Below are 25,500 nucleotides of genomic sequence, written 5' to 3'. Positions count from 1 at the left end.
CATATGATACAATAGTGTGGACAACGAAAAAGGAGGCGATACGGTGGGATATGTAGAAGAATTACGAAAAATAGTTGGTCATCGCCCTTTAATTTTAGTTGGTGCTGTTGTACTCATTATAAATGAAAATGGATATGTTTTATTGCAGCAGCGGACAGAGCCGTACGGAAAATGGGGGCTACCTGGCGGGCTAATGGAGCTTAGTGAATCACCAGAAGAAACAGCTTATCGTGAAGTATATGAAGAGACAGGAATAAAAGTGAAGAACTTGCGACTAATCAATGTATTTTCTGGAGCGAACTACTTTACAAAATTAGCAAACGGTGATGAATTTCAATCTGTAACAACCGCCTATTATACAGATGAATACGAAGGGGATTTTGTTATGAATAAAGAAGAAGCAGTTCAGCTTAAATTCTTTTCAGTAACAGAACTACCTGACTATATTGTAGGATCGCATAAAAAAATGATTGCTGAATATATGAAGATTATGGAAAAAAAGATATAATCATAGTGAAAGAAATACAAAAACACAGTTCTGGTTGGTAGTCCAGACGCATGATTTCATGTCAGTAACCTTCCCCTCCGGGATGTCCTGTATTTCTAATCTTTTAAAGGAGGGGCTGTCAATGGATTTGACAGTATATCACGATGGCCAATTTTTTGTTGGAATCATTACATGTAAAGAACAAGGGAAATTGTATGGGGCGAGGTATATTTTTGGGGCGGAACCGTCAGATGAAGAAGTGCTTATGTTTGTGAATGGTTCACTTTTAGAGCATTTTCAGCACTTTGCAAAATGTGGTGTAGAAGTTAAAGAAAAACAGCGTCCTAAAAACATAAAGCGTATCATACGACAAGCAGCAAAAGAAATAAATATTAAACGTTTTACTAAGGCGCAAGAGGCGATTAGTTTATCTTATGAATTGCATAAACAAGAAAAGAAAGTGCAGTCTAAAGAGAAGCGAGAAGCTGAAAAAGAAAGAAGACGTTTAATGAAAGTACAAAAAACAAAGCAAAAACATCGTGGTCATTAAAGAAAAGGTGTTAGAGCAAGAGCTCTAACACCTTTTCTATACTTAAATACAAGTAAACTTACTTGTATTTCATAAACATTAACTGGTAAGATACAAATAGGTAGTTTTAGAGGAGGGAAAAGAGTGATTAATTTTAACTTTTTTATGAATGATGTTGTCCGCCAAGCGCGTGAAGAGATTGTCTCTGCTGGATATACAGAATTGACGACGCCAGAAGCGGTAGAAGAAGCGTTTAAAAGAAATGGAACAACACTTGTAATGGTAAACTCTGTATGTGGTTGTGCAGGTGGTATTGCTCGTCCTGCTGCTGCGCATTCCGTACATTATGATAAACGTCCTAACCACCTTGTAACGGTGTTTGCAGGTCAAGATAAAGAAGCGACAGCAAGAGCGCGTGAATATTTCGAAGGGTACCCACCTTCTTCTCCATCATTTGCTTTATTAAAAGATGGAAAAATTGTAACGATGGTAGAGCGTCATGAAATTGAAGGTCATGAACCGATGCAAGTTATTGCGAAACTACAATCATATTTTGAAGAGAATTGTGAAGAACTATAAAAAATAAGAGAAAAGGCGGCACGTCCACAATCAAGTGGATGTGCCGCCTTTTTTATTTATTATTAAAATTTATGGAATATGCATAGTTGTGTTATTTTATGCATCGTTTTATACATAAAAAATAGCATTTATATTGTTTTGTTATTTATTTTTATTTTATATATTGCATAAAAATAAAAGTGCTGATACAATACAAACATCGAATAAATATTCTATTAAACTTTTAAATATACATCATTAGGGGGAAGAAAGATGAAGAAGTTAGTATCAATATCGTTTGCACTTATTTTAATTGTAAGTATATTCAGCGCTTGTAGTAATGGGGAATCGAAAGAAACAAAAGGAAATAAAAAAGTACTCGTAATGGGAACTTCAGCAGATTATAAACCTTATGAATATGTAGATGCGTCAAAGAGCGATGAAATTATCGGCTTTGATGTTGATGTTGCTAAATATATCGGAAAAGAACTTGGGTATGAAGTGAAAGTGAAAGATATGGATTTTGGTGGTTTATTAGCATCTCTTAGTTCAGGAAAAGTTGATTTCGTAATGGCAGGCATGACGCCAACTGCAGAGCGTAAAAATAATGTTGATTTTACAGATATTTATTTTGTTGCGAAAAATATGATCGTTTCTAAAAAGGATTCTAACATTAAATCTGTAGAGGATTTAAAAGGGAAAAAAGTAGGAGTACAAACAGGGTCTATTCAAGAAGAGAAAGCAGCAGAATTTAAAAAACAAGTAGATTTCCAGGTTGAGGGACGTGACCGTATACCAGAAATCGTACAAGAAATTAAAGCTGGTCGTTTTGACGCTGCAATTATAGAAGACACAGTTGCTAAAAATTATTTAGAGAAAATGAAAGATTTACAAGGAGTTGAAATTAAAGAAGCGCCAGAAGAAGTTGGAGCAGCAATTGCCCTTCCGAAAAACAGTGATAAAACAGCTGAATTTAATAAAGTAATTAAAAAAATGCAAGAAAATGGAGAAATGGATAAATTAGTGAAGAAATGGTTTGGCAGCGGAAAATAAGCTGCCTTTCACTTTTCTGTGAGGGGAATGAAAAGAATGAACTTAGATTTTTCGGCGATTACGCCTTCGATACCATATATACTAAAAGGTTTAGAAGTTACTTTGAAAATTGTAGCAGTATCAGCTTTAGCAGGATTTATTTTAGGAACGCTATTAGCACTTTGTAAAATTGCTAGAATACGAGCATTAAATATAGCAGCAGATTTTTATACATCAATTTTTCGTGGTACACCCCTTGTATTGCAATTAATGATTATTTATTTCGGTGTCCCGCAAATAATTGGTTATGAAATACCAGCATTCTTAGCTGCTGTACTTGCATTTAGCTTGAATTCAGGTGCATACATGTCAGAAGTAATTCGTGCTGGTATTCAAGCGGTGGATAAAGGACAAACAGAAGCAGCAATGGCTTTAGGGGTACCATACGGAAAAATGATGAGAAATATTATTTTCCCTCAAGCATTAAAAAATATATTACCAGCGCTTGTGAACGAATTTGCGACACTTACGAAAGAATCGGCTGTAGTAACAGTAATAGGCGCGACTGATTTAATGCGTCGTGCTTACATCGTAGGCGGTGAGACATTTAAATATCTTGAACCATTACTTTTTGTTGGACTGATTTATTATATGTTAGTCATTATTCTTACATTAGTCGGGAAGGCAATTGAAGGGAGAATGAAGAAAAGTGATTAAAATTGAAAACCTTCATAAATCATTTGGTAAAAACGAAGTATTAAAAGGAATTACAACAACGATTGAAAAAGGGGAAGTAGTTGCAATTATAGGACCTTCTGGATCAGGAAAATCAACATTTTTACGTTGTATGAATATGTTAGAAGCACCAACGGATGGTCACATTTGGATTGGAACGGAAGAAGTAACGAATCCGAAAACGAATGTTATGCATGTTCGTGAAAATGTCGGTATGGTATTTCAACATTTTCACTTATTTCCTCATATGACTGTATTAGAAAATATTACGTATGCTCCTACCAATGTAAAAGGGGTAACGAAGCAAGAAGCTGAAAAGAAAGCTGAGAAACTTTTAGAAAAGGTTGGACTAGTAGATAAAAAAGATACGTATCCAAATCGTCTTTCGGGAGGACAAAAGCAACGTGTAGCAATTGCAAGAGCGTTAGCAATGGAACCCGAAGTTATGTTATTTGATGAACCGACATCGGCGCTAGATCCAGAGATGGTGAAAGAAGTGTTAGAAGTTATGAAATCGTTAGTTACGACAGGAATGACGATGGCTATCGTTACACATGAAATGGGCTTTGCAAAAGAAGTGGCAGATCGTGTTCTTTTCTTAGACGGAGGAAAGCTTGTAGAAGATAGTGCGCCAGCAGAATTTTTTGCAGCACCGAAAAGTGAACGTGCGCAACAATTTTTACAAAAAATATTGTAATATGAAAAGGTTATGTGAATAATAAGTAGAAAAGGATGACATTGTGTCATCCTTTTTTTATACTAGCTGTAAATACGTTTATACATATAGGAGTAATGATATGTTTAAAATTGGATACCGTACAGTAAAAACAGCAATAGGGACAGGCGCGGCAGTTTTTATTGCTCAGTTATTAGGGTTGGAATTTTATAGTTCAGCAGGTATTTTAGTTATTTTATGTGTACAAAATACGAAGCGCAAATCGCTTCAAGTGTCGTTACATCGTTTTCTAGCTTGTGTATTATCAATGGTATTCGCGTTTTGTATTTTTGAAACGATCGGCTATACACCACTTGCAATTAGCATATTGTTACTTACATTTATTCCGACTGCAGTAATGCTTAAAATTCAAGAAGGCATTGTCACGAGTTCAGTTATTGTTATGCATCTATATTCATTGAAGCAAATTACATGGCTTATAGTTGGAAATGAAATTGCTATATTAACGATAGGGATTAGCGTGGCGTTATTAGTAAATATGTATATGCCGAGTAGTGAAAATAAGCTAAAAGAGTATCAGGATAAAATAGAGAGCAATTTTAAAACGATTTTGTTTGAAATGGTTGTGTATTTACGAAATCGAGAAAGTAGTTGGAGTGGGGCAGAACTCATTGAAACCGAGAATATGTTAAATGAAGCAAGAGATTTATCGTTTAAAAAACTTGAGAATGCATTTATGCGAGAAGATGATTATTACTATCGTTATTTTAATATGCGTATGCAACAATTCGAAATTTTAGAGCGAATGATACCACTAGCAGCTTCTTTATCATGGACATATGAACAAGCTGATATGATTGCAGATGTTGTTGAAAACATTGGTAATGCTATTAGCCCTGAGAGTACTGGCGTTATTTCCTTAAGGCAGCTTCAAGAAATGAGGGGATTATTTAGAGACATGCCATTACCAGCTACACGCGAAGAATTTGAGATACGTGCGAAACTTGTTCAACTTGTGTATGAAATGGAACAATATTTACTCATTAAAAGTCGCTTTAAGGGAAAGGATAATATAAAAGAACTTATATAGAAGGTAGGAATTATCTATGCCGTATCTTCTCTCTATCATATTATGTCTTTCTTTATCGCCGATTTGGCCTCTTGGGGATAATCCACGTGCCGGAGATCCTTTTATTATTGTAAATAAAGCAACGAATAAATTAGCTTACATTGACGATGGAAAGATTCAAAAGGTTTTTCCAGTAGCGACAGGGAAAACGAATGAATTAACTCCAGAAGGAACTTTTGATGTTGTAATGAAAGCGAAGGATCCGTATTATATTGCGAAGGATATTCCAGGTGGGTCGCCAAAAAATCCACTTGGGTCAAGGTGGATTGGATTTAATGCAAGAGGAACTGATGGAAGTAAATATGGAATACATGGAACAAACCAACCGAGTTCAATTGGAAAGTATATTTCACAAGGTTGTATAAGAATGAAGAAAAACGATGTGGAATATTTGTTTGATCGCATTCCAATTGGAACGAAAGTATGGATTGTGAAATCGAAAAAATCATTTCAGCAATTGGCAAAAGAAAAAGGAGCCGTTGCATATGAAAAAGCCAACGAAAAGGTTGGCTTTTTCTATTATAATAAGTTGTCTTGACATGTGTACATAACCGTGCGTTAATGAGAATATAGAAAGATAAAATTAGATAAAGGGGTTGCTCATATGTACTTGAATCCAAAACTTTCGTATATGCAGTTTTTTATGGGATTTCTATTTGTTATTACATTCATATTGGCAACTTTTAATATATGTTCTTATCTTGTAGCGATTGTATGTATGGCATTACTTAATCTAACTTTTGTTATTGGAGCATTTCAGCAGAAACAATATACAAGTTTTGTAATAGCACTTGTAATGTCATTTTCCTTTAGTATTGTAGCGATTGTGTTTTATATAAAATAAACCATCTCGATGTCGAGATGGTTTATTTTGTCATGTGTAAAAAGTAAAAAAAGGACGAACACATCGCCCTTTTTACCAAAACATACTCGCGCCAGCAAGTAATGTTGTTACAAGCATAGAAATCAGCATCACATAAACCATAACTTTTTGAGCTTTTTTATGCATCGTTATACCTCCTTGCAAATCAGTACAATTTCATTGTAACGAGAAATGAAATTATGGACAAGGGGAGAGTGAGGACAAAATTCGGGAGGGGATTGCAAAATATAACAGGAAATTTGAGTGTGTATAGAGAATATAGTAAAAGGGTATATTGTTAATTTTTAGTTGGGCAAGCTGAAGAATGGAGATACGATGATGAAAATATACGAAACAGATCGTTTATACTTAAGGGAAATTGATGAGTCGTATGCTGAAACAGTTCTTCAATATTACGACAGAAATCGTGAATTTTTAAAAGCTTGGGAAGAGTATAGACCGGATGATTTTTTTACGCTAGATTATCAAAAGAAAAAGTTGCAAAAGGATAGAAAAGAGTTCGAAGAAGGGAAAATCATCAGACTATGGATTTTTAAAAAGGGTGATGATACGAAAATAATTGGGTGTATTTCATTTAATTTAATCGTTCGTGGCATTTATCAATCTTGTGTACTCAGTTATAAATTAGATAAAGCAGAGTTAAACAAAGGGTATACGACAGAAGCGCTTAGAAAAGCAATTCAAGTTGCTTTTGGGGAATTTCAGTTACATCGTATAGAAGCTCCGATTATGCCTCGTAATTTAGCATCTATACAAGTAGTAACGAAGATAGGTTTTCAATATGAAGGCGTGTCTAGGAAGATGTTAATGGTAAATGGCGTGTGGGAAGATCATATGCGCTGGGTATTGTTAAATGAGTAATAGAAAGCAGATGGTTATCTAGACATGTAAACCATCTGTTTTTTGTCTTGTATTTCGAAACTTTTGCGAAATTCTGTTATAATTAATAGTGTTACATACATAATGGTAGTGCAGGAGGCGCAGTCTTATGATTAATCAAGAACGTTTAGTAAATGAATTTATGGAATTAGTACAAGTAGATTCTGAAACGAAATTTGAAGCAGAAATCTGCAAAGTATTAACGAAGAAATTTACAGATTTAGGTGTAGAAGTATTTGAAGATGACACAATGGCTGTAACTGGTCATGGTGCAGGTAACTTAATTTGTACTTTACCAGCAACAAAAGATGGTGTTGATACAATTTACTTTACTTCTCATATGGATACAGTAGTTCCTGGTAATGGAATTAAGCCTTCTATTAAAGATGGATATATCGTATCAGATGGTACAACAATTTTAGGTGCGGATGATAAAGCTGGATTAGCATCAATGTTCGAAGCAATCCGTGTTTTAAAAGAGAAAAATATCCCTCATGGTAAAATAGAATTTATTATTACAGTCGGAGAAGAATCAGGTCTTGTTGGTGCAAAAGCATTAGACCGTGAGCGTATTACAGCGAAATATGGCTACGCATTAGATAGCGATGGAAAAGTTGGTGAAATCGTTGTTGCAGCTCCAACACAAGCGAAAGTGAACGCAATTATTCGCGGGAAAACAGCTCACGCTGGTGTAGCGCCGGAGAAAGGTGTATCTGCAATTACTATCGCAGCGAAAGCAATTGCGAAGATGCCACTTGGTCGCATTGACTCTGAAACGACTGCAAATATTGGACGTTTTGAAGGTGGTACACAAACGAATATCGTTTGCGATCATGTACAAATCTTTGCAGAAGCTCGTTCTTTAATTAATGAGAAAATGGAAGCACAAGTTGCGAAAATGAAAGAAGCATTTGAAACAACTGCAAAAGAAATGGGCGGTCATGCAGACGTTGAAGTAAACGTTATGTACCCAGGATTTAAATTTGCTGATGGCGATCACGTTGTAGAAGTTGCAAAACGTGCAGCTGAAAAAATTGGTCGTACACCTTCTCTTCATCAAAGTGGTGGCGGAAGTGATGCAAACGTAATTGCAGGACATGGTATCCCAACAGTTAACTTAGCGGTTGGTTATGAAGAAATTCATACAACAAACGAGAAGATTCCTGTTGAAGAATTAGCAAAAACAGCAGAATTAGTTGTTGCAATTATTGAAGAAGTAGCGAAGTAATGGAATAGAAAAAGCGTGTAAATCAATTATGATTTACACGCTTTTTATTTTGATTCGATTGCTTTGACAAGACGTATAAGCGAATATAAGAAAAACTATGGAAGTATATACGTTGTTGCTACATGTACTAGACGAGGGAATAACCTTAACGTATTCATATTGAAAATCGGAAGTAGTAAATAATTAATTGCAATGATTAATATAACTACAAGGAATGTATAGTTGAGTTTATCCCGCTATTTGTCGGACAGTAAGACCCCTACCTCAAAATTCAGCGAAAGTAAAGAAGTTAGGTGGGGGCCCTGCTGCCCGTAAAAGTCCGATTAGTGAGAGTTGATTAAAGTTTCGATTTATATCGATTATAAAAAAGAACAAGTAATTATTATAACTATTGTGCAAAATTTGATATAATAAAAGAACGAACGTTCTGATTAGGGAGTGAGTACTATGCGAGAAATGTATCCGAAAAATGGTCGTGTTATTTTACATGTAGATATGAATTGCTTTTTCGCATCTGTTGAAATTGCTCATGATCCATCATTACAAGGAAAGCCATTAGCGGTTGCTGGAAATGAAAAAGAGAGAAAAGGAATTATTATAACATGTAGTTATGAGGCGAGAGAATACGGAATACGTACGACGATGCCCCTTTGGGAAGCGAAAAGGTTATGCCCGCAATTAGTTGTAAGGCGTCCTAATTTCACATTATATCGCGAAGCTTCATTTCAAATGTTTCAAGTCCTTTCTCGTTTTACAGAAAAGATACAACCAGTCTCAATAGATGAAGGATATTTAGATATTACAGATTGCTACGCACTTGGTTCGCCTCTTGAAATAGCAAAGATGATTCAACAAGCACTATTAACAGAGTTGCAGCTTCCGTGTAGTATCGGAATCGCTCCAAATCTTTTCCTAGCAAAAACAGCTTCTGATATGAAAAAACCTCTCGGTATTACCGTACTTCGAAAACGTGATATTCCAGAAATGATTTGGCCACTTTCAGTTGAAGCAATGCATGGGATTGGAGAAAAAACAGCTGAAAAATTAAATGAAATTCATATACATACAATTGAACAGTTAGCGAAGGGAGACGAGCATATCATTCGCGCTAAAATTGGCAAGCACGGTATTGATTTACAAAAGCGTGCAAAAGGTACGGATGATAGGGAAGTGGATCCGAGTCAAATGGGCCAACATAAAAGTGTCGGTAACTCGATGACTTTTTCAAAGGATATGGATGAAGAGAAAGAATTACTTGATATGTTAGAACGGTTATCAAAATCAGTGAGTAAAAGATTACAAAAGCGAACCCTTGTCAGCTATAATATTCAAATTATGATTAAATACCATGATAGGCGAACAGTAACACGGAGTAAGCAATTGAAAAATGCAATTTGGGAAGAACGCGATATTTTTCAAGCAGCATCCCGTTTATGGAAGCAACATTGGGATGGTGATTCCGTTCGTTTACTAGGTGTTACAGCTACTGAAATAGAGTGGAAGACAGAATCGGTGAAACAATTAGATTTATTTTCATTTGAAGAGGATGCGAAAAAAGAACCACTACTTGCTGTCATTGATCAAATTAACGATAAGTATGGAACACCGATTTTACAACGAGGTAGTCAACTACTACGTAAGCAAGAGAAGTCGTTTCAACAAAAGTTAGAAAATAAGTTTATGTAGAAGGTGTCATGAAGTAGTAAAATCATGACACCTTTCCTAGTTAACTCGCTTCTAAATTTAAAGAAGTCTTCCATCCAGCTCCAGTAACGCCAGATTCTAATAGCATTCTACTTACTATTTTTTCAATTAAGATAGCCGCATTTGTCTTGCAATGTAATGTAGCCTGTATACACACCTTTTGATTAGAATCTACGTCTTCACTATACAACTCTTTTAAACCGATTCCTTCTGTACTTACCATATGCATAAGTAAAAAACGAATATGTGCTTCATTTTCTTCTGAACAAGTAAGGAAAGTAAGTAGTTCGTTTGTTCTGGTGATTCTTCTTTTGATTTTTTATTCATAAAAAGAGCAATTGGGCGAAGAAGTATATTTGCTAGTAACACGCCGGCTGCACCTAATATAGCTGCAACGAGGAAACCGGCGCCTGTAAGAGTACCGACAGCAGCTGCACACCATAAAGTAGCTGCTGTATTTAGCCCTCTAATACTAAAACCATCGCGGATAATAACGCCACCCCCTAAAAATCCAATACCACTAACGACTTGAGCAGCAATGCGGGATGGGCTAGCATCATGATCAAGCATGACGGATAATAAAACAAATATACAGGCACCAAGTGATACGAGAGCATTTGTCCGTAACCCAGCCATTCGGTGTCTCCATTGTCTTTCCATTCCAATGCAAGCTCCTACAATAATTGCTATAACTAACCTGAATACAATGTCGTACCATACCATCATGGTCACCTCCATATATAATATGTGTTATGTTTTTTAGAATGAGCGGGGGATACCCACTCATTCTTATTTTTACAACCAGCTATGAAACTTTTTAATATAAAGCTTTTTCAGGAATTGTGTTAAAAAAGCGTAGCCTAATAGTATTCCTACTAACCAAGGGAAATAGTTAAGTGGCAATGCTTGTAAACCAACGGCTGCACCAAGTGGTGAGAATGGAATATAAATCCCGATTGCCATAATAAGAGCGGTTAATAAAACGACTGGTGTTGATGCAGTACTTTGAATAAATGGAATCTTTTGTGTTCTTATCATGTGAACAATTAAAGTTTGTGTTAACAACCCAACGACAAACCAACCGGACTGGAATAATGATTGCTCGCTCGGTGTATTTGCACCAAATACATTCCACATGACTACGTATGTGATAATATCAAATATAGAACTAATTGGGCCGATACAAATAATGAAGTTTCGTAAGTTTGCAGTATCCCATTTTCGTGGTTTTTCTAGAAACTCTTTATCCATTTTGTCCCATGGAATAGAAAGTTGTGAAATATCATAAAGTAAGTTTTGAATTAAAAGATGAATGGCAAGCATCGGTAAAAAAGGAATGAAAGCACTTGCTACTAACACGCTAAACACATTACCGAAGTTAGAGCTAGCTGTCATCTTAATATATTTTAAAATATTTCCGAATGTAGTACGTCCTTCTAAAATCCCTGCTTCTAATATAGTTAAACTTTTTTCGAGTAGAATAATATCGGAAGCTTCTTTCGCAATATCAGTAGCAGTATCAACAGATATTCCGACATCAGCTTCACGTAATGCTACAGCATCGTTAATGCCGTCTCCCATGTAACCTACAGTGTGTCCATTTCCTTGTAATGCGTGTATAATACGAGATTTTTGCATGGGATTAAGCTTCGCAAATACAGTCGTTTCTTCGGCAAGTCTTGCTAATGCTTTATCTGGTAAAGAATCAATCTCGTAACCGAGGATTGGTTCGCAGATATCTAATCCAACTTCTTTACAAACCTTTCTTGTAACAATTTCGTTATCGCCAGTTAAAATTTTCACTTGTACACCATGTTTCTGTAATGCTTGAATTGCAGCTGCTGCAGATGGTTTCGGTGGATCTAAAAAGCCGATATATCCAGCGAGAATCATATCAGTTTCGTCTTTTACTGTGTACTCTGTATCATTTATTCTTCTATCTTTTTTATAAGCCACAGCAATAACCCGCATACCTTCACTATTTAGTGTCTCACTTATTTTTTTGACATTTGAACGTATTTCCTCGGTGAGTGGAACGATTTTTTCATCCACTTCAGTGTAGTTACAAATTGATAAAATTTCTTCTACGGCACCTTTACAAACCATTGTATGTTCACCTGAAATATCCTTTACGATGACTGACATACGCCGGCGGGCGAAATCGAATGGAATTTCATCTAGCTTTTGAAAAGCTGATGGATTAAATGTATTGTTTTCCTCTGTATGCTTAATAACAGCTTTATCTATTAAATTTTTCAATCCAGTTTGATAGAAACTATTTAAATAGGCAAATTGCAAGACGCGATTGCATTCATTTCCCTTGGGATCTAAGTGACGAACAAGGACAACGTTATCTTCTGTTAAAGTTCCGGTTTTATCTGTACAAAGAATGTTCATAGCACCTAAGTTTTGAATAGAATTTAGCTGTTTTACAATTACTTTTTGTTTAGACATTTTAACGGCACCTTTAGCTAAATTAGCAGTTACAATCATTGGTAACATTTCAGGTGTAAGGCCAACAGCGACGGCAATAGCGAAGAAGAAAGCTTCTTGCCAATCACCTTTTGTGAATCCATTAATGAGAAGAACAATAGGTGCCATAATAAGCATGAATGTAATTAAGAGCCAGCTTACTTTGTTTACACCTTTATCAAAGTTTGTTTCTACACGCTTTCCAATTACCTTATTGGCTAAAGAGCCGAAATACGTATCGGTACTTGTTGAGATGACAACAGCTTTTGCGCTACCACTTACAATATTTGTTCCCATGAAACAAAGGTTTTCCATATCGAGTGGATTGTAATTTTTTTTCATGTTTGTCGGTAAGATATGCTTATTTTCTGTATGGTAGCAGTGTTCGTATTTTTCTACAGGAAGTGCTTCCCCTGTTAAAGAAGATTGATTAACAAATAAATCTTTAGCGGATACAATACGCACATCAGCTGGAATGATATCACCGGCTGAAAGGGAAATGATATCGCCAGGTACAAGTTCCTCAATTGGAATTTCTGTTGTGTAATTTCGATTTAAATTCGTTACATTTTTTGTTTCATGTACAAATCCATTTATTCTAAATACGCTTGCAGTTGTTCGAACCATAGCTTTTAAATTATCGGCAGCTTTTTGAGAACGAAATTCTTGGGAAAACCGAATTGTTGCACTAAGTAGTACCATTGCAGATACGACAATTGTTCCTTGCATATCATCCGTGAAAAAGGAGAGTGCTCCAAGAGCTAATAAAACGAAAATAAATGGATTTTTAAATGCCGACAGAAATTGAATGTACCACGGTGCCATTTTATTATGAGCTATTTCGTTCGGACCATATAAAGAAAGTCTACGAGACGCTTCTTGTTTAGATAATCCATCTTGTGTTGTTTCTAAAAGTTTTAACGCAGAGCTTACATCTTGTGTTGCAACCTCCACTAATAATTCGTTATTTGTTTTCATGCTATCTTGCTCATAAGCATGCTTTGTTTCTTGTCTTTGTAAATTAAACATCGGTAGTTCCTCCTCTGTCATGAAGGAGGAAACAATCTGTTACCTAACTATTTGAAATGGTGAGGAACAGTTTCTTTCCTACCTACATGATGAAATATGAATGTAAAACGTATGGGTATCTGGGCCGAATCATCAATTGCCAACTGTTCCTCACCTCCGTACAATTTAGTAGTTTCTGAATATGCTATGTTTGTTTCATAGTAAGGTGCATATAGACGTAAAAAGACCTTTACTCAAAACGAGTAAAGGTCTGAATTCGCAGTTAAAAGAGTCCACAACAAAGACTGTTAGTAGACATAAATAAAAACAGTTTTTGTGTATGACAAAATACATGCACCTCTCCCTCGTTGAGTTTTAGCACTGTATAGCATAGGTACTGAAACCAGCTACATTAAAAAAGGCCTTCATTCCGACCTTTCCTGTTGACCCATTGGCGTCTCTCGACATTTTTGGGCAGCAGCGTTTCTCTATACAGGAGCCTCACCTAACAGAGACCATATTCAATTACATGTTGAATGTTAGCACTGTAAAATTGTAGTGTCAATATCTTTTTTATCTGTGTTTTTAAAATATTAAACGGATTTATAATAGATATGTGGGATGAAATGTATGATATTGATTATAAATAATATGAAAAATAAATATTTTTATAAAAGGGGAATTTGTAATGGGACCACAAAATTTTATTATAAATATTGAGAATCAAAAATAGAAAACAAATTGTTTCTTTTGCACTACAAGCAAAAGAATTATTCAATAAATCAAGTGAAAAGATAATTTTAAATGAGTTTGAGCGAAGTATGTATACCGACTTTTGGATGGAATATGATCATTTGTTAAATAATTATAAATAAAAAGCACTGTAACCAGTGCTTTTTTATTATAGATTACGAGATTGTAGGGTTTTCAAAAATAACAATCTCTGAACTGTTTGTAGTTGAAACGCGTTGGGCGTAATATGTTAAAGCTGAAGAAATATATGCTGGTAACGTATCATTTGTATGTGATGTTGTATATTCATGGATTAATTCCTTTAAAGTTGTCCATTCTAATTGTGCTGGGTGATCAGACACGAAAGAACTTACCCAGCGATCAAATGAAGATGAAAAATCAGTTTGTAAACGAAATACTTCTTTCATAATAAAACGCTCCCTTAAAATGTAGTATAATTATTTTAACACAAAACACGAACGATAGCTAAATTTTTTGAGTATAACGTTCGTGTTATATAGTTGTCTAGATGTTTGGTTATGTAAATTCAATTTGCCATTTGAAATAACATTCCGTAAGATGAGAGATAGAGTATATTTAGAGCTGGAGGAAAGAAAGTGGAATTTGTATTTTTAGGAACTGGTGCAGGTGTTCCTTCAAAAGGAAGGAACGTTTCAGCAATTGCTTTACAATTGTTAGAAGAACGAGGACAAACTTGGTTATTTGATTGTGGCGAGGCCACGCAACATCAAATATTACATACATCTGTACGTCCGCGCCGCATTGAAAAAATATTTATTACGCATTTACATGGCGATCATATTTTTGGATTGCCTGGTTTATTAGGTAGCCGTTCATTTCAAGGAGGAACTACGCCTTTAACGGTGTATGGACCGAAAGGAATTAAACAATTTATTGAAGTGGCATTATCGGTAAGTACGACACATGTGAAATATCCACTTGAAGTTGTGGAGATAACAGAAGAAGGTACCGTATTTGAAGATAATGAATTTTATGTAGAAACGAAAAGATTGTCACACGGTATAGAATGCTTTGGATATCGTATTGTAGAGAAAGATATACAAGGTGCTCTTTTAGTTGATAAGTTGCTTGAGATGGGTGTGAAACCAGGTCCAATCTTTAAACGTTTAAAAGATGGTGAAGTAGTTGAATTAGAGGATGGCACGATATTAAATGGAAATGAGTTTATCGGCCCACCTCAAAAAGGAAGAATTATTACTATCTTAGGTGATACGCGATATTGCGAAGCGAGTAGGGAGCTTGCGCAAGATGCAGATGTACTTGTCCATGAAGCGACTTTCGCAGCAGAAGATGAGCAACAAGCGTATGATTATTTTCATTCTACATCTAAGCAAGCTGCGAGCATTGCACTTCAGGCAAATGCGAAGCGACTAATATTAACTCACATTAGTTCTCGCTATCAAGGAGATACATATAAGGAATTATTGAAAGAGGCTAGAGAGTTGTTTTCTAATACAGAAATAGCGACAGATTTGAAATCATTCCCAGTAGAAAAATAATAATTTTGTAAAAAATGGTAACGGTAGGTTACCATTTTTTTATGTCTAAAAAAATTTAAAAATAAAACTGTTATTATTTTATACTTATACTTGGATGATACAGAAAAATAGGATGCTTTGAATATATAGGATAAAAATACGAAATAATGATTATTTAGAAAAACTGTTATATAAGTCAGATGACATACAAGTGATACAAATAGCAGAAATGGAATTTTATTCAGAACTTTTAAAATTCAACAAAAGTAAGCGTTTTATAAAAAACAAGCTATAATGAGGGCAGATTATAATTTATGATAAGTCGCATGTATTTTAGTCATTATCGTAACAAGTGAAGTTGACTAAATCATGAGAGAGTAACACGAGAATTATAATAGGAAAGATATTACTATTATTTGTCATAAGTCTTTTTCACTTTTTAGCTAAACGATATGATTAGCAAGTGTAGCTATTGCGAGTTCCTTAGTAGAAGCTTTTTATTAATAAGGTGGTGGAGATTTAATTGGTACACCACTCTTTAAAAGAGTTCAGAACATCAGCAGGTAGTCTAGGCGGAATAGCGGGTGCAAATTTAGTTGCATTAGCAATGGTTATATCACTTGTTTATGCTATGCTTGCAATGGCTTCTGTGTTAAACTTTGGATTGCTACCAGACTTTATTCTGGATTATCTTGTATCATTTTTAAATGAAAATAATGCTAAGATTCTTATGTATTATGATAACTGGTATTATTTCAGGTTATATTGGATTACTTTTATTCAAAAACTATCCAATTCGTACAGCAGAACAAATTCGTGGTACAACTGGAAAAGCGACAGATGTAGCAGCTTAATAGAATAGTAGAATAAATTTTTTCATAGAGGTTTAGGGGGAGTTATGATGAAGTATCGCTCAGTATTTGATATTATCGGTCCAGTTATGATTGGACCATCAAGTTCACATACAGCAGGCGCAGCAAGAATGGGGCAAGTTGCTCGCCAGCTGTTTCGTCATGAACCAGAAAGAGTAAGCATTTCGTTATATGGATCATTTGCAAAGACGTATCGAGGGCATGGTACGGATGTAGCACTAATCGGTGGAATATTAGGATTTGAAACAGATGACTTACGTATTCCAGAGGCGCTAGAAATAGCAAAAGAGCGCGAAATTGAAGTGGAATTCATTGAAGAAGATGCCAATGCACCTCACCCAAATACAGCGAGAATTCGTTTGTATAAAGGTGAAGATGAAATTGAAGTTGTTGCTTGCTCAATTGGTGGCGGTAAAATTGAAGTTGTAGAATTAAACGGATTCGATCTTCAATTATCAGGCACGAGCCCAGCACTACTTATTGTAAATAACGATCGCTTCGGTGCTATTGCAGCGGTAGCTTCAATCCTTGCGAAACATGAGATTAACATTAGTACAATGAGTGTTTCTCGTAAAGAAAAAGGAAGAAGAGCGCTTATGGTCATTGAAACAGATGAATTATTAGCAGATGAAGTGATTGAAGAAATAAAAGCGCAACAAAATATTTGTCAAGTAACTATTATGGAATAATTGCAGGGGGGACACACCATGTTTCGGAACGCAGCGGAACTAGTGGCGCAAGCTAAAGAACAAAATGTAAAAATCGCAGAAATTATGATTCAATGTGAAATGGAAACAAGAAGTATTTCACGTGAAGAAGTAATTGCTGGTATGGAAAAGAACTTAGTCGTGATGGAGCAAGCAGTAGAACGTGGTATTCGCGGCGTGAAATCACCAACTGGTTTAACTGGTGGAGATGCTGTAAAAGTTCAAGCGTATATGAAGAGTGGAAAAGGCTTATCAGGAGATACGATTTTGGACGCAGTAAGCAAAGCTGTTGCAACAAATGAAGTAAACGCGGCGATGGGAATTATTTGTGCAACACCAACAGCAGGGTCTGCTGGAACAGTGCCAGGTGTACTATTTGCACTAAGAGAAAAATTGCAGCCTACACGTGAAGAAATGATTGAATTCTTATTTACAGCAGGAGCTTTCGGTATGGTTGTTGCGAATAACGCTTGTATTTCTGGTGCAGCGGGAGGATGCCAAGCTGAAGTTGGTTCAGCAAGTGGAATGGCGGCTGCAGCCGCAGTTGAGATGGCTGGTGGAACACAAGATCAAGCAGCTACAGCGATGGCAATTTCATTAAAGAACATGCTTGGTTTAGTGTGTGATCCTGTTGCAGGACTTGTAGAAGTACCTTGTGTAAAACGTAATGCAGCAGGAGCTGCGAATGCGATGATTTCAGCAGATTTAGCATTAGCTGGTGTAACGAGTACAATTCCATGTGATGAAGTAATTGAGGCAATGTTTAGAATCGGACAAACGATGCCAGTAGCACTTCGTGAAACAGCAGAAGGTGGACTTGCAGCAACGCCGACTGGTCGTCGCCTGCAAGAAGAGATTTTTGGGAAGAACAATAACTAAGTGTAATTATAGAAAAAGGAGCTCAAATAAACTTGAGCTCCTTTTTCTATTTTTCTTTTGTTAGTTGTTCTAATGTTTTTCCAAGATTATGTGATCGTTTCGTTGCCTGTGTAATACAAGAAATAAGTGCTTGTTGAAATTTATGTTCTTGTAATACTTCAATACCTGCTTCGGTAGTTCCACCAGGAGAAGTAATTTCCTTTCTCAAAATAGAAGGGTGTTTGTCACTTGCTTTTAGCATTTCAGCAGCACCAATCATCGTTTGAAGAATAAGTGATTTTGCAACATCTTCTTTTAAACCAATTTTTTTTGCAGCTTCTTCCATAGCTTCCACTACGTAATAAATATAAGCAGGTCCACTTCCGGATAATGCAGTGACAGCATGCATATCTTCTTCCTCTACAACAGAGACGAGACCAATTGTTTCAAATAAAGATGTTGCAGTGCGAATATGCTCCGCTGTTGCATGTTTTGAAGGGGAGATAGCGGTAGCAGATTTTAAAATGGCTGCGGATGTATTTGGCATTGCACGAATAATTGGAACGTCTTTTTGAAGTAGTTTTCTAATTGAGTCAGTAGAAACACCTGCTAGTAATGAAATAATAAGCACGTTATTATTTATGTATTCTTTAAAAGGGGTAAGCGCCTCTGCAACATCCTTTGGTTTCATTGCTAGAAAAAGAATATTTGCATCAGTAAGTAATTCTTTTTTATTATGAGTACCTTTGACACCGTATTTTTTATGTAGCTCTTGTAATCTTGTCTCGTTAGAACGATTACTTACAGTAATTTGTTCACCTTTAACGACATTTGCATGTAACAAGCCACCAATAATAGCTTCGGCAATAGAGCCTGCACCGAGAAAGGAAATGTTTTGAATAGACATGATGTTCCTCCTTTAATTTTGGTTAGAAATTCTTATAAATGTACATACATTCGTTTTTTTATAGGAAACACCTCTTTTTATCTGAAAATAATGACAAATATATATAGAAGTTGTAAACTGAAGAAGTATTCATTTTTGAACCGGAAAGAGACAGGGGGGCTAAGCATGACGGCGATTCACCGAATGGAGATTCCTGTACCATTTGCAGTGGAAACTGTGAATGTGTTTTTAGTTGAGGGGGAGACATTAACATTAATTGATACAGGGACGAATACAGAAGAGGCAAGGAATGCGTTAGAAAGTCAATTAGGTGCATTAGGACATACGATAGAAGATATTGAAACAGTAGTCATTACGCATCATCATGCAGATCATTGTGGACTTTTAAATATATTTTCTGAGAAGACGAATATTATTGGACATCCTTGGAATGAGCCTTGGATTACACAAAATCCAGAATTTTTAAAGCGGTATCATGAATTTTTTAGAGAGACGGCCTTACAGTTTGGTGTGCCAGCAGCATTTTTGAAAGACGAGTCGTTATTGACGACGAGGACACTTAAATATTCTTGTAATAGATCGTTAACGCATACTGTGAGAGAAGGAGATCGTATTGATTCTTTGCCTGGATTTACAGTACTTGAAACACCAGGTCATGCTTCTACTCATATTTCTTTATATAGAGAATCTGATGGAATATTAATTGGTGGAGATGCTCTCATTAGTCATATTTCTTCGAATCCAATACTAGAACCGCCATATGAAGGGCAAACAGAGCGGGCACGCCCATTACTACAATATAATCAAACATTACAGCGTTTAAGCGAAATGAATATTTCACGCATTTTATCAGGGCATGGGGAAGATGTTCTAAATGTGAAACAACTTATTGAAACGAGATTACAAAAGCAAGAAACACGTGCTTTTAAAGTGCTTGAATTATTAAAGGAAAAACCAATGACAGCATTTGAAGTATGTGTAAAACTATTTCCGGTATTATATAAAGAACAATTACCACTTACTATTTCAGAAACGGTTGGACAATTGGACTATTTAGCATATAATCAACAAGTGATGATTGATGAGTCATCGCAACAATTGATTTATTATGCAAAGTAGGTGACAGCAATGACAGGACGTTTACAAAATAAAGTAATCGTCATTACAGGTGCTTCTAGTGGGATTGGTGAGCAAGTTGCAATGCAAGTTGCAGCACAGGGAGCGACGCCAGTATTAATGGCTCGAACAGAAGAGAAACTACAAGTGTTAGTAGACAAAATTAAAGAAACTTATAATACGCCTTGCTATTATTATGTATTAGATGTAAGTGAAGAGATGGAAGTACAGTCTGTTTTTTCAAAGGTATTACAAGAAGTGGGACGTATTGATATATTAGTAAACAATGCGGGATTTGGTATTTTTAAAACGTTTGAAGATGCGTCAATGGGTGAAGTAAAAGATATGTTCCAAGTAAATGTATTTGGATTAGTAGCATGTACGAAAGCGGTACTACCTTATATGGTAAACAAGAACGAAGGACATATTATTAATATTGCTTCACTTGCCGGAAAAATTGCAACTCCGAAATCAAGTGCGTATGCAGCAACGAAACATGCTGTATTAGGATTTACGAATAGTTTACGCATGGAATTAGCGAATACAGATATTTATGTTACAGCAATTAATCCAGGTCCGATAGATACAAACTTTTTTGAAATAGCGGATCAATCTGGTACATATGTAAAGAATATGGGACGTTACATGTTAAAACCAACATACGTAGCAGAACAAATCGTAAAGTCGATGCACACGAAAAAACGTGAAGTAAACTTACCGAAGTGGATGGGAATTGGTCCAAAACTTTATGCTTTATTCCCAGGTTTATTTGAACGTGTAGCAGGTAAATCATTAAGTAAAAAATAGGAGATTTCCACATGGAAATCTCCTATTTTTTATTGTTTTCCAGTCACATAATCATAAACAATATCCTCAATCTCCTCGTATAAATCAATTTCAATATTTGAATGAGTCACCGTTTGAATATGTTTCACTAGCATTTCCTGATCTTCTTTTGATATTGGACTGCATTGATATTGCTGAAAACTTTTTATAATCATTTTCTCAATTAATTTTTCGTTCATATTTTTTCCCGCCTGTATGTACGTATGTATTGTTTTATTGTACTTGAAGTGAAATAAAAAAACTACTATGCACTATTTTTGTATAAAAATTCGGTTGAGTATATTGTTTTTCTAATAAAATTAAGTTTTTTTTAGATTTAAAAATTCATAAATATTTAATTGACTCTATAAATATACAATATTATAATCATACTTAATTTAAAGAATCGATTTGAGGAGGAACTTATGAAAGTCGCAATTATTGGAGCCACTGGATATGGGGGCATTGAATTAATTCGTTTATTAGAACAACATCCATATTTTTCGATAGCATCTCTTCATTCTTTTTCGCAAGTTGGTGAGTGTATAACAAATGTATATCCGCATCTTCGAAATGTTCTCATTCATACGTTACAAGAAATTGATGTGAAGACAATAGGGAAAGAAGCAGAAATCGTATTTCTAGCAACACCAGCAGGAGTATCGGCGGAGTTAACTCCCAAGTTATTAGCAGAAGGTTTAAAAGTAATTGACCTATCTGGAGACTTTCGTATGATAGATCCTTCGTCATATGAACTGTGGTATAAAAGGCCAGCAGCGAAAGAAGAAATTCTTAGAAAAGCAGTGTATGGGTTAAGTGAATGGAAAAGGACTGGGATTCAAAAGGCAAATTTAATTGCAAACCCAGGATGTTTTGCTACAGCCACATTGCTAGCGATAGCGCCGTTAGTACGTAGCGGCATGATTGAAGAAGATTCGATTATTATTGATGCGAAATCAGGGGTATCAGGAGCAGGTAAAACACCAACAACAATGACTCACTTTCCTGAGCTATATGATAACTTGCACATTTATAAAGTGAATGAGCATCAGCACGTTCCAGAGATTGAGCAAATGCTTACAGAATGGAATAATGGATCACAGCCAATTACATTTAGCACACATTTAATACCGATATCACGAGGAATTATGATTACACTTTATGCAAAAGTAAAACAAAAGATGGAAATAAAGCAACTTCAAAAATTGTATGAAGAAACGTATGAACAATCGCCTTTCATCCGAATTTGTACGCAAGGGAAATTTCCAAGTCCAAAAGAAGTGAGAGGCTCAAATTATTGTGATATTGGCATAGCTTACGATGAAAGAACTGAAAGAGTTACGGTCGTTTCTGTTATAGACAATATGATGAAAGGCGCGGCTGGGCAAGCGATTCAAAATGCAAACATAATAGCGGGACTAGAAGAGACAACAGGTTTACAACATATGCCGCTTTATCTATAAGGGGGACATGATGATTAAAGTAGCGTCTATTACAAAATTAGAAAATGGTTCAATTGTAACGCCGAAAGGCTTTTCGGCAATTGGTACTGTAAATGGTCTGAAAAAGGAGAAAAAGGATTTAGGGGCAATCGTTTGTGACGTACCAGCATCATGTGCCGCTGTGTATACAACGAATCAAATACAAGCAGCCCCTTTGCAAGTAACGAAGGATAGTATAACGGCAGAAGGGAAGTTACAAGCAATTATCGTTAATAGTGGAAATGCAAATGCTTGTACTGGAATGCAAGGATTAGAAGACGCATACGAGATGCGCGCGTTAGGGGCGGAACATTTTGGAGTGAAAGAAAATTACGTTGCAGTAGCTTCAACAGGTGTAATTGGTGTTCCACTGCCGATGGATATAATCCGAAAGGGGATTGCAACTCTTATACCGACGAAGGAAGAAAGTGGAGCGTATTCTTTTTCTGAAGCAATTTTAACGACGGATCTTATCACGAAAGAAACTTGCTATGAAATGATTATTGATGGGAAGAAAGTGGCGATTGCGGGTGTTGCAAAGGGTTCAGGGATGATTCATCCGAATATGGCAACGATGCTTAGTTTTATTACGACAGATGCTCATATAGAGCATGACGTATTGCAAACAGCATTATCCCAAATTACGAATCATACATTTAATCAAATTACGGTAGATGGAGATACTTCTACGAATGATATGGTCATCGTTATGGCAAGTGGATTATCAGAAACAAGCCCGATAAATATGGAACATACAGATTGGGAAACTTTCGTATGTACTTTACAGAAGGTATGTGAAGATTTAGCAAAAAAAATTGCGCAAGATGGTGAAGGCGCTACGAAGTTAATAGAAGTAAATGTGCTAGGAGCTCAAACGAATAAAGAGGCAAAAAAAATTGCAAAGCAAATAGTCGGTTCGAGTCTTGTGAAAACAGCAATACATGGTGAAGACCCAAACTGGGGGCGAATTATTAGCAGTATTGGACAAAGTGAAGTAGTTATTAATCCGAACACAATTGACATTACTCTTCAATCTATATCGGTATTAAAAAATAGTGAGCCTCAAATATTTTCTGAAGAAGAAATGAAAGAGAGATTACAAGAAGATGAAATAGTGATTAATGTGTACTTACACTTAGGTGAAGAGACAGGATCAGCTTGGGGCTGTGACTTAAGCTATGAATATGTGAAAATAAATGCTTGTTATCGTACATAAGGAGAGAGAAGATGAGCGATTATATGGTAGTGAAATGCGGCGGTAGTATGTTGAATCAATTAAATGATGTGTTTTTTGAATGTATAAAGAAATTGCAACAGAAGTATAAAGTAGTGATTGTTCATGGTGGTGGGCCAGAAATTGATGCCAAATTAAAAGATTGTAACATCAACGTAGAAAAAAGAGATGGATTACGCGTAACACCAAAAGAAGTTATGGATGTTGTTCAAATGGTGCTATGCGGAAGTACGAATAAAAAACTCGTAATGAATTTACAAAAGCATAATTTACTTGCTGTAGGTTGTTCAGGGTGTGACGGTAATTTACTTCAAGTTCAACCTGTCAGCGAGGAGATAGGATATGTGGGAGAAGTAAATTATGTAGAAACAGCCTTATTAAAAGGATTAATAAATATGGGGTATATTCCTGTTATTGCTCCAATCGGGGTAAATGGTAATGAAATTTATAACATAAATGCGGACAATGCTGCAGCTGGGATTGCGGCCGCGTTAGGGGCAAAAGAGCTGATTTTTATTACGGATGTAGATGGAATATTACATGAAGGGAATTTGGTAAAGGAAACGGATGAATCTGAAATTGCAACTTTTATAGAAACAGGTGTTATTACAGGTGGGATGATTCCGAAAGTACAGGCGGCACTAGCATCATTAAAAATGGGAGTGCAAAAGATAAGTATTGTGAATGGTACAAAAGATTTTACTGAGGTTACGGGAGAGTGTATTGGAACGACGGTAACGAAAGGCGTGAGTATTGCATGACGAGTCATCTTTTTCAAACGTATGGCAGAAGAACTATTGAGTTTGTAAAGGGAACTGGAACGAAAGTTATTGATAATAACGGTAAGGAATATTTAGATTTCACATCAGGAATTGGCGTATGTAATTTAGGACATTGTCACCCTACTGTTCTCAAAGGTGTACAAGAGCAACTTGATGATATATGGCATATATCTAACCTGTTTACAAACAGCTTACAAGAAGAAGTTGCGTCATTATTAACAGAAAATAGAGCATTAGATTATGTGTTTTTCTGTAATAGTGGGGCAGAGGCAAATGAAGCGGCTTTAAAGTTAGCACGTAAGCATACTGGAAAATCTCTCGTCGTAACATGCCAGCAGTCTTTTCACGGTAGAACATTTGGAACGATGAGTGCAACAGGCCAAGATAAGGTAAAAGAAGGATTTGGTCCATTACTTCCATCTTTTTTACATATCCCTTTTAACGATATTAAAGCATTAGAGGAAGTAATGAATGAAGAAGTTGCGGCGGTAATGGTAGAAGTAGTTCAAGGAGAGGGAGGAGTAATACCTGCTGATCTATCTTTTTTGAAAGAGATTGAAACATTATGTAATAAGTTCGGTTCCTTATTTATTATAGACGAAGTACAAACGGGGATAGGAAGAACTGGAACACTATTCGCTTATGAACAAGTGGGAATAGAGCCTGATATCGTTACCGTTGCAAAGGCACTTGGGAATGGGATTCCTGTCGGAGCGATGATTGGCGGGAAAGAGCTCGGAACGTCGTTTACTGCAGGATCACACGGTTCAACTTTTGGCGGGAATTACATCGCGATGGCTGCAGCGAAAGAAGTATTGCAAGTGAGTAAAAAACCATCGTTTTTAAAAGAAGTACAAGAAAAAGGCGAGTACGTATTAGAGAAGTTGCAAGAGGAATTACAGCATGTCGAATGTATTCAAAATATACGTGGTAAAGGGCTTATGATTGGGATTGAGTGTAAGCATGAAGTTGCAAGTTTTATAGAACAACTAGAAAACGAAGGACTTCTCGTATTACAAGCAGGCCCTAATGTTATAAGACTATTACCGCCACTCATTGTCACGAATGAAGAGTTAGAACAGGCAGTATATATAATAAAAAAAGTAGTTTGTACAAAAAACGTATCAATCATATAAGGGGGAAGTT

Annotated in this window: 26 protein-coding genes, 2 pseudogenes and 1 riboswitch; of the genes and pseudogenes, 22 read left to right on the top strand and 6 right to left on the bottom strand. The window is 35.9% G+C overall.

Translation table 11 applies throughout. From position 1 onward, the window contains the following. Nucleotides 1–43 precede the first annotated feature (43 nt). The 9 genes from DN401_RS09340 to DN401_RS09300 all read left to right on the top strand — a co-directional run bounded on the left by DN401_RS09340 (nucleotide 44) and on the right by DN401_RS09300 (nucleotide 5,990). The gene (locus tag DN401_RS09340; protein WP_000542536.1) at nucleotides 44–508 is read left to right on the top strand and encodes an NUDIX hydrolase; all 465 of its coding nucleotides are present in this window, start codon (nucleotides 44–46) and stop codon (nucleotides 506–508) included. Between the two features lie 121 nt (nucleotides 509–629). Then, nucleotides 630–1,037 (top strand): YjdF family protein, encoded by a 408-nt coding sequence (locus tag DN401_RS09335; protein WP_000366601.1) that lies wholly within the window; start codon nucleotides 630–632, stop codon nucleotides 1,035–1,037. A 144-nt stretch (nucleotides 1,038–1,181) separates the two neighbouring features. Further along, nucleotides 1,182–1,595 (top strand): BrxA/BrxB family bacilliredoxin, encoded by a 414-nt coding sequence (locus DN401_RS09330; RefSeq protein WP_001979317.1) that lies wholly within the window; start codon nucleotides 1,182–1,184, stop codon nucleotides 1,593–1,595. A gap of 252 nt (nucleotides 1,596–1,847) precedes the next feature. Then, complete coding sequence (locus DN401_RS09325) at nucleotides 1,848–2,627, top strand: transporter substrate-binding domain-containing protein (RefSeq protein ID WP_000737672.1); 780 nt, start codon at nucleotides 1,848–1,850, stop codon at nucleotides 2,625–2,627. 36 nt (nucleotides 2,628–2,663) lie between these two features. Then, nucleotides 2,664–3,323: an amino acid ABC transporter permease gene (locus DN401_RS09320; protein ID WP_001046916.1), complete on the top strand. Its 660-nt coding sequence runs from the start codon at nucleotides 2,664–2,666 to the stop codon at nucleotides 3,321–3,323. After that, a complete protein-coding gene (locus DN401_RS09315) occupies nucleotides 3,316–4,038 on the top strand; it encodes an amino acid ABC transporter ATP-binding protein (RefSeq protein WP_000590205.1) in 723 nt (240 codons plus the stop codon). Before DN401_RS09320 ends, DN401_RS09315 begins: the two co-directional genes overlap by 8 nt. A 100-nt stretch (nucleotides 4,039–4,138) precedes the next feature. After that, nucleotides 4,139–5,107 carry an aromatic acid exporter family protein gene (locus DN401_RS09310; protein WP_000472673.1) on the top strand — a complete coding sequence of 323 codons (969 nt, stop codon included), beginning with the start codon at nucleotides 4,139–4,141 and terminating at the stop codon, nucleotides 5,105–5,107. A gap of 16 nt (nucleotides 5,108–5,123) precedes the next feature. Further along, entirely contained in the window at nucleotides 5,124–5,684 is a 561-nt protein-coding gene (locus tag DN401_RS09305; RefSeq protein WP_001146566.1) for a L,D-transpeptidase, read from the top strand. Between the two features lie 66 nt (nucleotides 5,685–5,750). After that, complete coding sequence (locus tag DN401_RS09300) at nucleotides 5,751–5,990, top strand: DUF3894 domain-containing protein (protein ID WP_000281167.1); 240 nt, start codon at nucleotides 5,751–5,753, stop codon at nucleotides 5,988–5,990. Between the two features lie 72 nt (nucleotides 5,991–6,062). Here the strand turns inward: DN401_RS09300 and prli42 are convergent, their stop codons facing one another. Then, nucleotides 6,063–6,155, bottom strand: a complete 93-nt coding sequence (gene prli42, locus DN401_RS09295; RefSeq protein WP_000549040.1) for a stressosome-associated protein Prli42 — start codon at nucleotides 6,153–6,155, stop codon at nucleotides 6,063–6,065. Nucleotides 6,156–6,344: 189 nt separating this feature from the next. Here prli42 and DN401_RS09290 point away from each other — a divergent pair, with 189 nt between their 5' ends. From DN401_RS09290 to DN401_RS09280, 3 genes are all read left to right on the top strand, one after another. Beyond that, on the top strand, nucleotides 6,345–6,890 hold the full coding sequence (locus tag DN401_RS09290; RefSeq protein WP_001987197.1) for a GNAT family N-acetyltransferase: 546 nt from the start codon (nucleotides 6,345–6,347) through the stop codon (nucleotides 6,888–6,890). A gap of 127 nt (nucleotides 6,891–7,017) precedes the next feature. Further along, nucleotides 7,018–8,136 carry a tripeptidase T gene (locus DN401_RS09285; protein WP_000609803.1) on the top strand — a complete coding sequence of 373 codons (1,119 nt, stop codon included), beginning with the start codon at nucleotides 7,018–7,020 and terminating at the stop codon, nucleotides 8,134–8,136. Nucleotides 8,137–8,583: 447 nt separating this feature from the next. Beyond that, entirely contained in the window at nucleotides 8,584–9,822 is a 1,239-nt protein-coding gene (locus DN401_RS09280) for a DNA polymerase IV (protein WP_001208858.1), read from the top strand. 40 nt (nucleotides 9,823–9,862) lie between these two features. Here the strand turns inward: DN401_RS09280 and DN401_RS09275 are convergent. Both DN401_RS09275 and mgtA read right to left on the bottom strand, forming a co-directional pair. Then, a pseudogene (locus DN401_RS09275) lies at nucleotides 9,863–10,563 on the bottom strand (MgtC/SapB family protein). 72 nt (nucleotides 10,564–10,635) lie between these two features. Continuing rightward, nucleotides 10,636–13,341: a magnesium-translocating P-type ATPase gene (mgtA, locus tag DN401_RS09270; RefSeq protein WP_000482696.1), complete on the bottom strand. Its 2,706-nt coding sequence runs from the start codon at nucleotides 13,339–13,341 to the stop codon at nucleotides 10,636–10,638. Nucleotides 13,342–13,672: 331 nt separating this feature from the next. After that, nucleotides 13,673–13,840: riboswitch (M-box (ykoK) riboswitch) on the bottom strand. Nucleotides 13,841–14,051: 211 nt separating this feature from the next. On the opposite strand from mgtA, the pseudogene DN401_RS09265 reads away from it, so the two are divergent. After that, nucleotides 14,052–14,195: pseudogene (locus DN401_RS09265) on the top strand (DNA polymerase IV); the annotation flags it as partial. A gap of 33 nt (nucleotides 14,196–14,228) precedes the next feature. Here the strand turns inward: DN401_RS09265 and DN401_RS09260 are convergent. Next, a complete protein-coding gene (locus DN401_RS09260) occupies nucleotides 14,229–14,480 on the bottom strand; it encodes a DUF3932 family protein (RefSeq protein WP_000665709.1) in 252 nt (83 codons plus the stop codon). A gap of 189 nt (nucleotides 14,481–14,669) precedes the next feature. Between DN401_RS09260 and rnz the strand changes: the two genes are divergently transcribed. The 3 genes from rnz (at nucleotide 14,670) to sdaAA (ending at nucleotide 18,030) form a co-directional block, all read left to right on the top strand. After that, the gene (rnz, locus tag DN401_RS09255) at nucleotides 14,670–15,593 is read left to right on the top strand and encodes a ribonuclease Z (RefSeq protein WP_000397455.1); all 924 of its coding nucleotides are present in this window, start codon (nucleotides 14,670–14,672) and stop codon (nucleotides 15,591–15,593) included. Between the two features lie 880 nt (nucleotides 15,594–16,473). After that, complete coding sequence (gene sdaAB, locus DN401_RS09245; RefSeq protein WP_000877445.1) at nucleotides 16,474–17,133, top strand: L-serine ammonia-lyase, iron-sulfur-dependent subunit beta; 660 nt, start codon at nucleotides 16,474–16,476, stop codon at nucleotides 17,131–17,133. A gap of 18 nt (nucleotides 17,134–17,151) precedes the next feature. Next, a complete protein-coding gene (gene sdaAA, locus DN401_RS09240) occupies nucleotides 17,152–18,030 on the top strand; it encodes an L-serine ammonia-lyase, iron-sulfur-dependent, subunit alpha (protein WP_000489461.1) in 879 nt (292 codons plus the stop codon). Nucleotides 18,031–18,076: 46 nt separating this feature from the next. Here sdaAA and proI read toward each other — a convergent pair whose 3' ends face one another. Continuing rightward, nucleotides 18,077–18,916 carry a pyrroline-5-carboxylate reductase ProI gene (proI, locus tag DN401_RS09235; protein WP_000027249.1) on the bottom strand — a complete coding sequence of 280 codons (840 nt, stop codon included), beginning with the start codon at nucleotides 18,914–18,916 and terminating at the stop codon, nucleotides 18,077–18,079. 165 nt (nucleotides 18,917–19,081) lie between these two features. Here proI and DN401_RS09230 point away from each other — a divergent pair, with 165 nt between their 5' ends. Next, on the top strand, nucleotides 19,082–20,035 hold the full coding sequence (locus tag DN401_RS09230) for an MBL fold metallo-hydrolase (protein WP_000125119.1): 954 nt from the start codon (nucleotides 19,082–19,084) through the stop codon (nucleotides 20,033–20,035). A 9-nt stretch (nucleotides 20,036–20,044) separates the two neighbouring features. Further along, nucleotides 20,045–20,839, top strand: coding sequence for an SDR family NAD(P)-dependent oxidoreductase (locus tag DN401_RS09225; RefSeq protein ID WP_000147797.1), 795 nt, complete (start codon nucleotides 20,045–20,047; stop codon nucleotides 20,837–20,839). 29 nt (nucleotides 20,840–20,868) lie between these two features. Here DN401_RS09225 and DN401_RS09220 read toward each other — a convergent pair whose 3' ends face one another. Beyond that, nucleotides 20,869–21,057, bottom strand: a complete 189-nt coding sequence (locus DN401_RS09220) for a YqzH family protein (protein ID WP_001003222.1) — start codon at nucleotides 21,055–21,057, stop codon at nucleotides 20,869–20,871. Nucleotides 21,058–21,282: 225 nt separating this feature from the next. Here DN401_RS09220 and argC point away from each other — a divergent pair, with 225 nt between their 5' ends. From argC to DN401_RS09200, 4 genes are read left to right on the top strand one after another with little or no spacing between them, the layout of a single operon-like run. After that, nucleotides 21,283–22,320, top strand: coding sequence for an N-acetyl-gamma-glutamyl-phosphate reductase (gene argC / locus DN401_RS09215; protein ID WP_149287665.1), 1,038 nt, complete (start codon nucleotides 21,283–21,285; stop codon nucleotides 22,318–22,320). A gap of 10 nt (nucleotides 22,321–22,330) precedes the next feature. After that, a complete protein-coding gene (gene argJ / locus DN401_RS09210; protein ID WP_000598392.1) occupies nucleotides 22,331–23,554 on the top strand; it encodes a bifunctional glutamate N-acetyltransferase/amino-acid acetyltransferase ArgJ in 1,224 nt (407 codons plus the stop codon). Nucleotides 23,555–23,565: 11 nt separating this feature from the next. Next, on the top strand, nucleotides 23,566–24,333 hold the full coding sequence (gene argB, locus DN401_RS09205; protein WP_001286978.1) for an acetylglutamate kinase: 768 nt from the start codon (nucleotides 23,566–23,568) through the stop codon (nucleotides 24,331–24,333). Continuing rightward, the gene (locus tag DN401_RS09200; RefSeq protein WP_000200552.1) at nucleotides 24,330–25,490 is read left to right on the top strand and encodes an acetylornithine transaminase; all 1,161 of its coding nucleotides are present in this window, start codon (nucleotides 24,330–24,332) and stop codon (nucleotides 25,488–25,490) included. Before argB ends, DN401_RS09200 begins: the two co-directional genes overlap by 4 nt. Nucleotides 25,491–25,500 lie beyond the last annotated feature (10 nt).

Source organism: Bacillus sp. BF2-3 (genome assembly GCF_008368795.1).
Classification (GTDB): domain Bacteria; phylum Bacillota; class Bacilli; order Bacillales; family Bacillaceae_G; genus Bacillus_A; species Bacillus_A cereus.
This window is presented reverse-complemented; position numbering and strand designations above follow the sequence as displayed.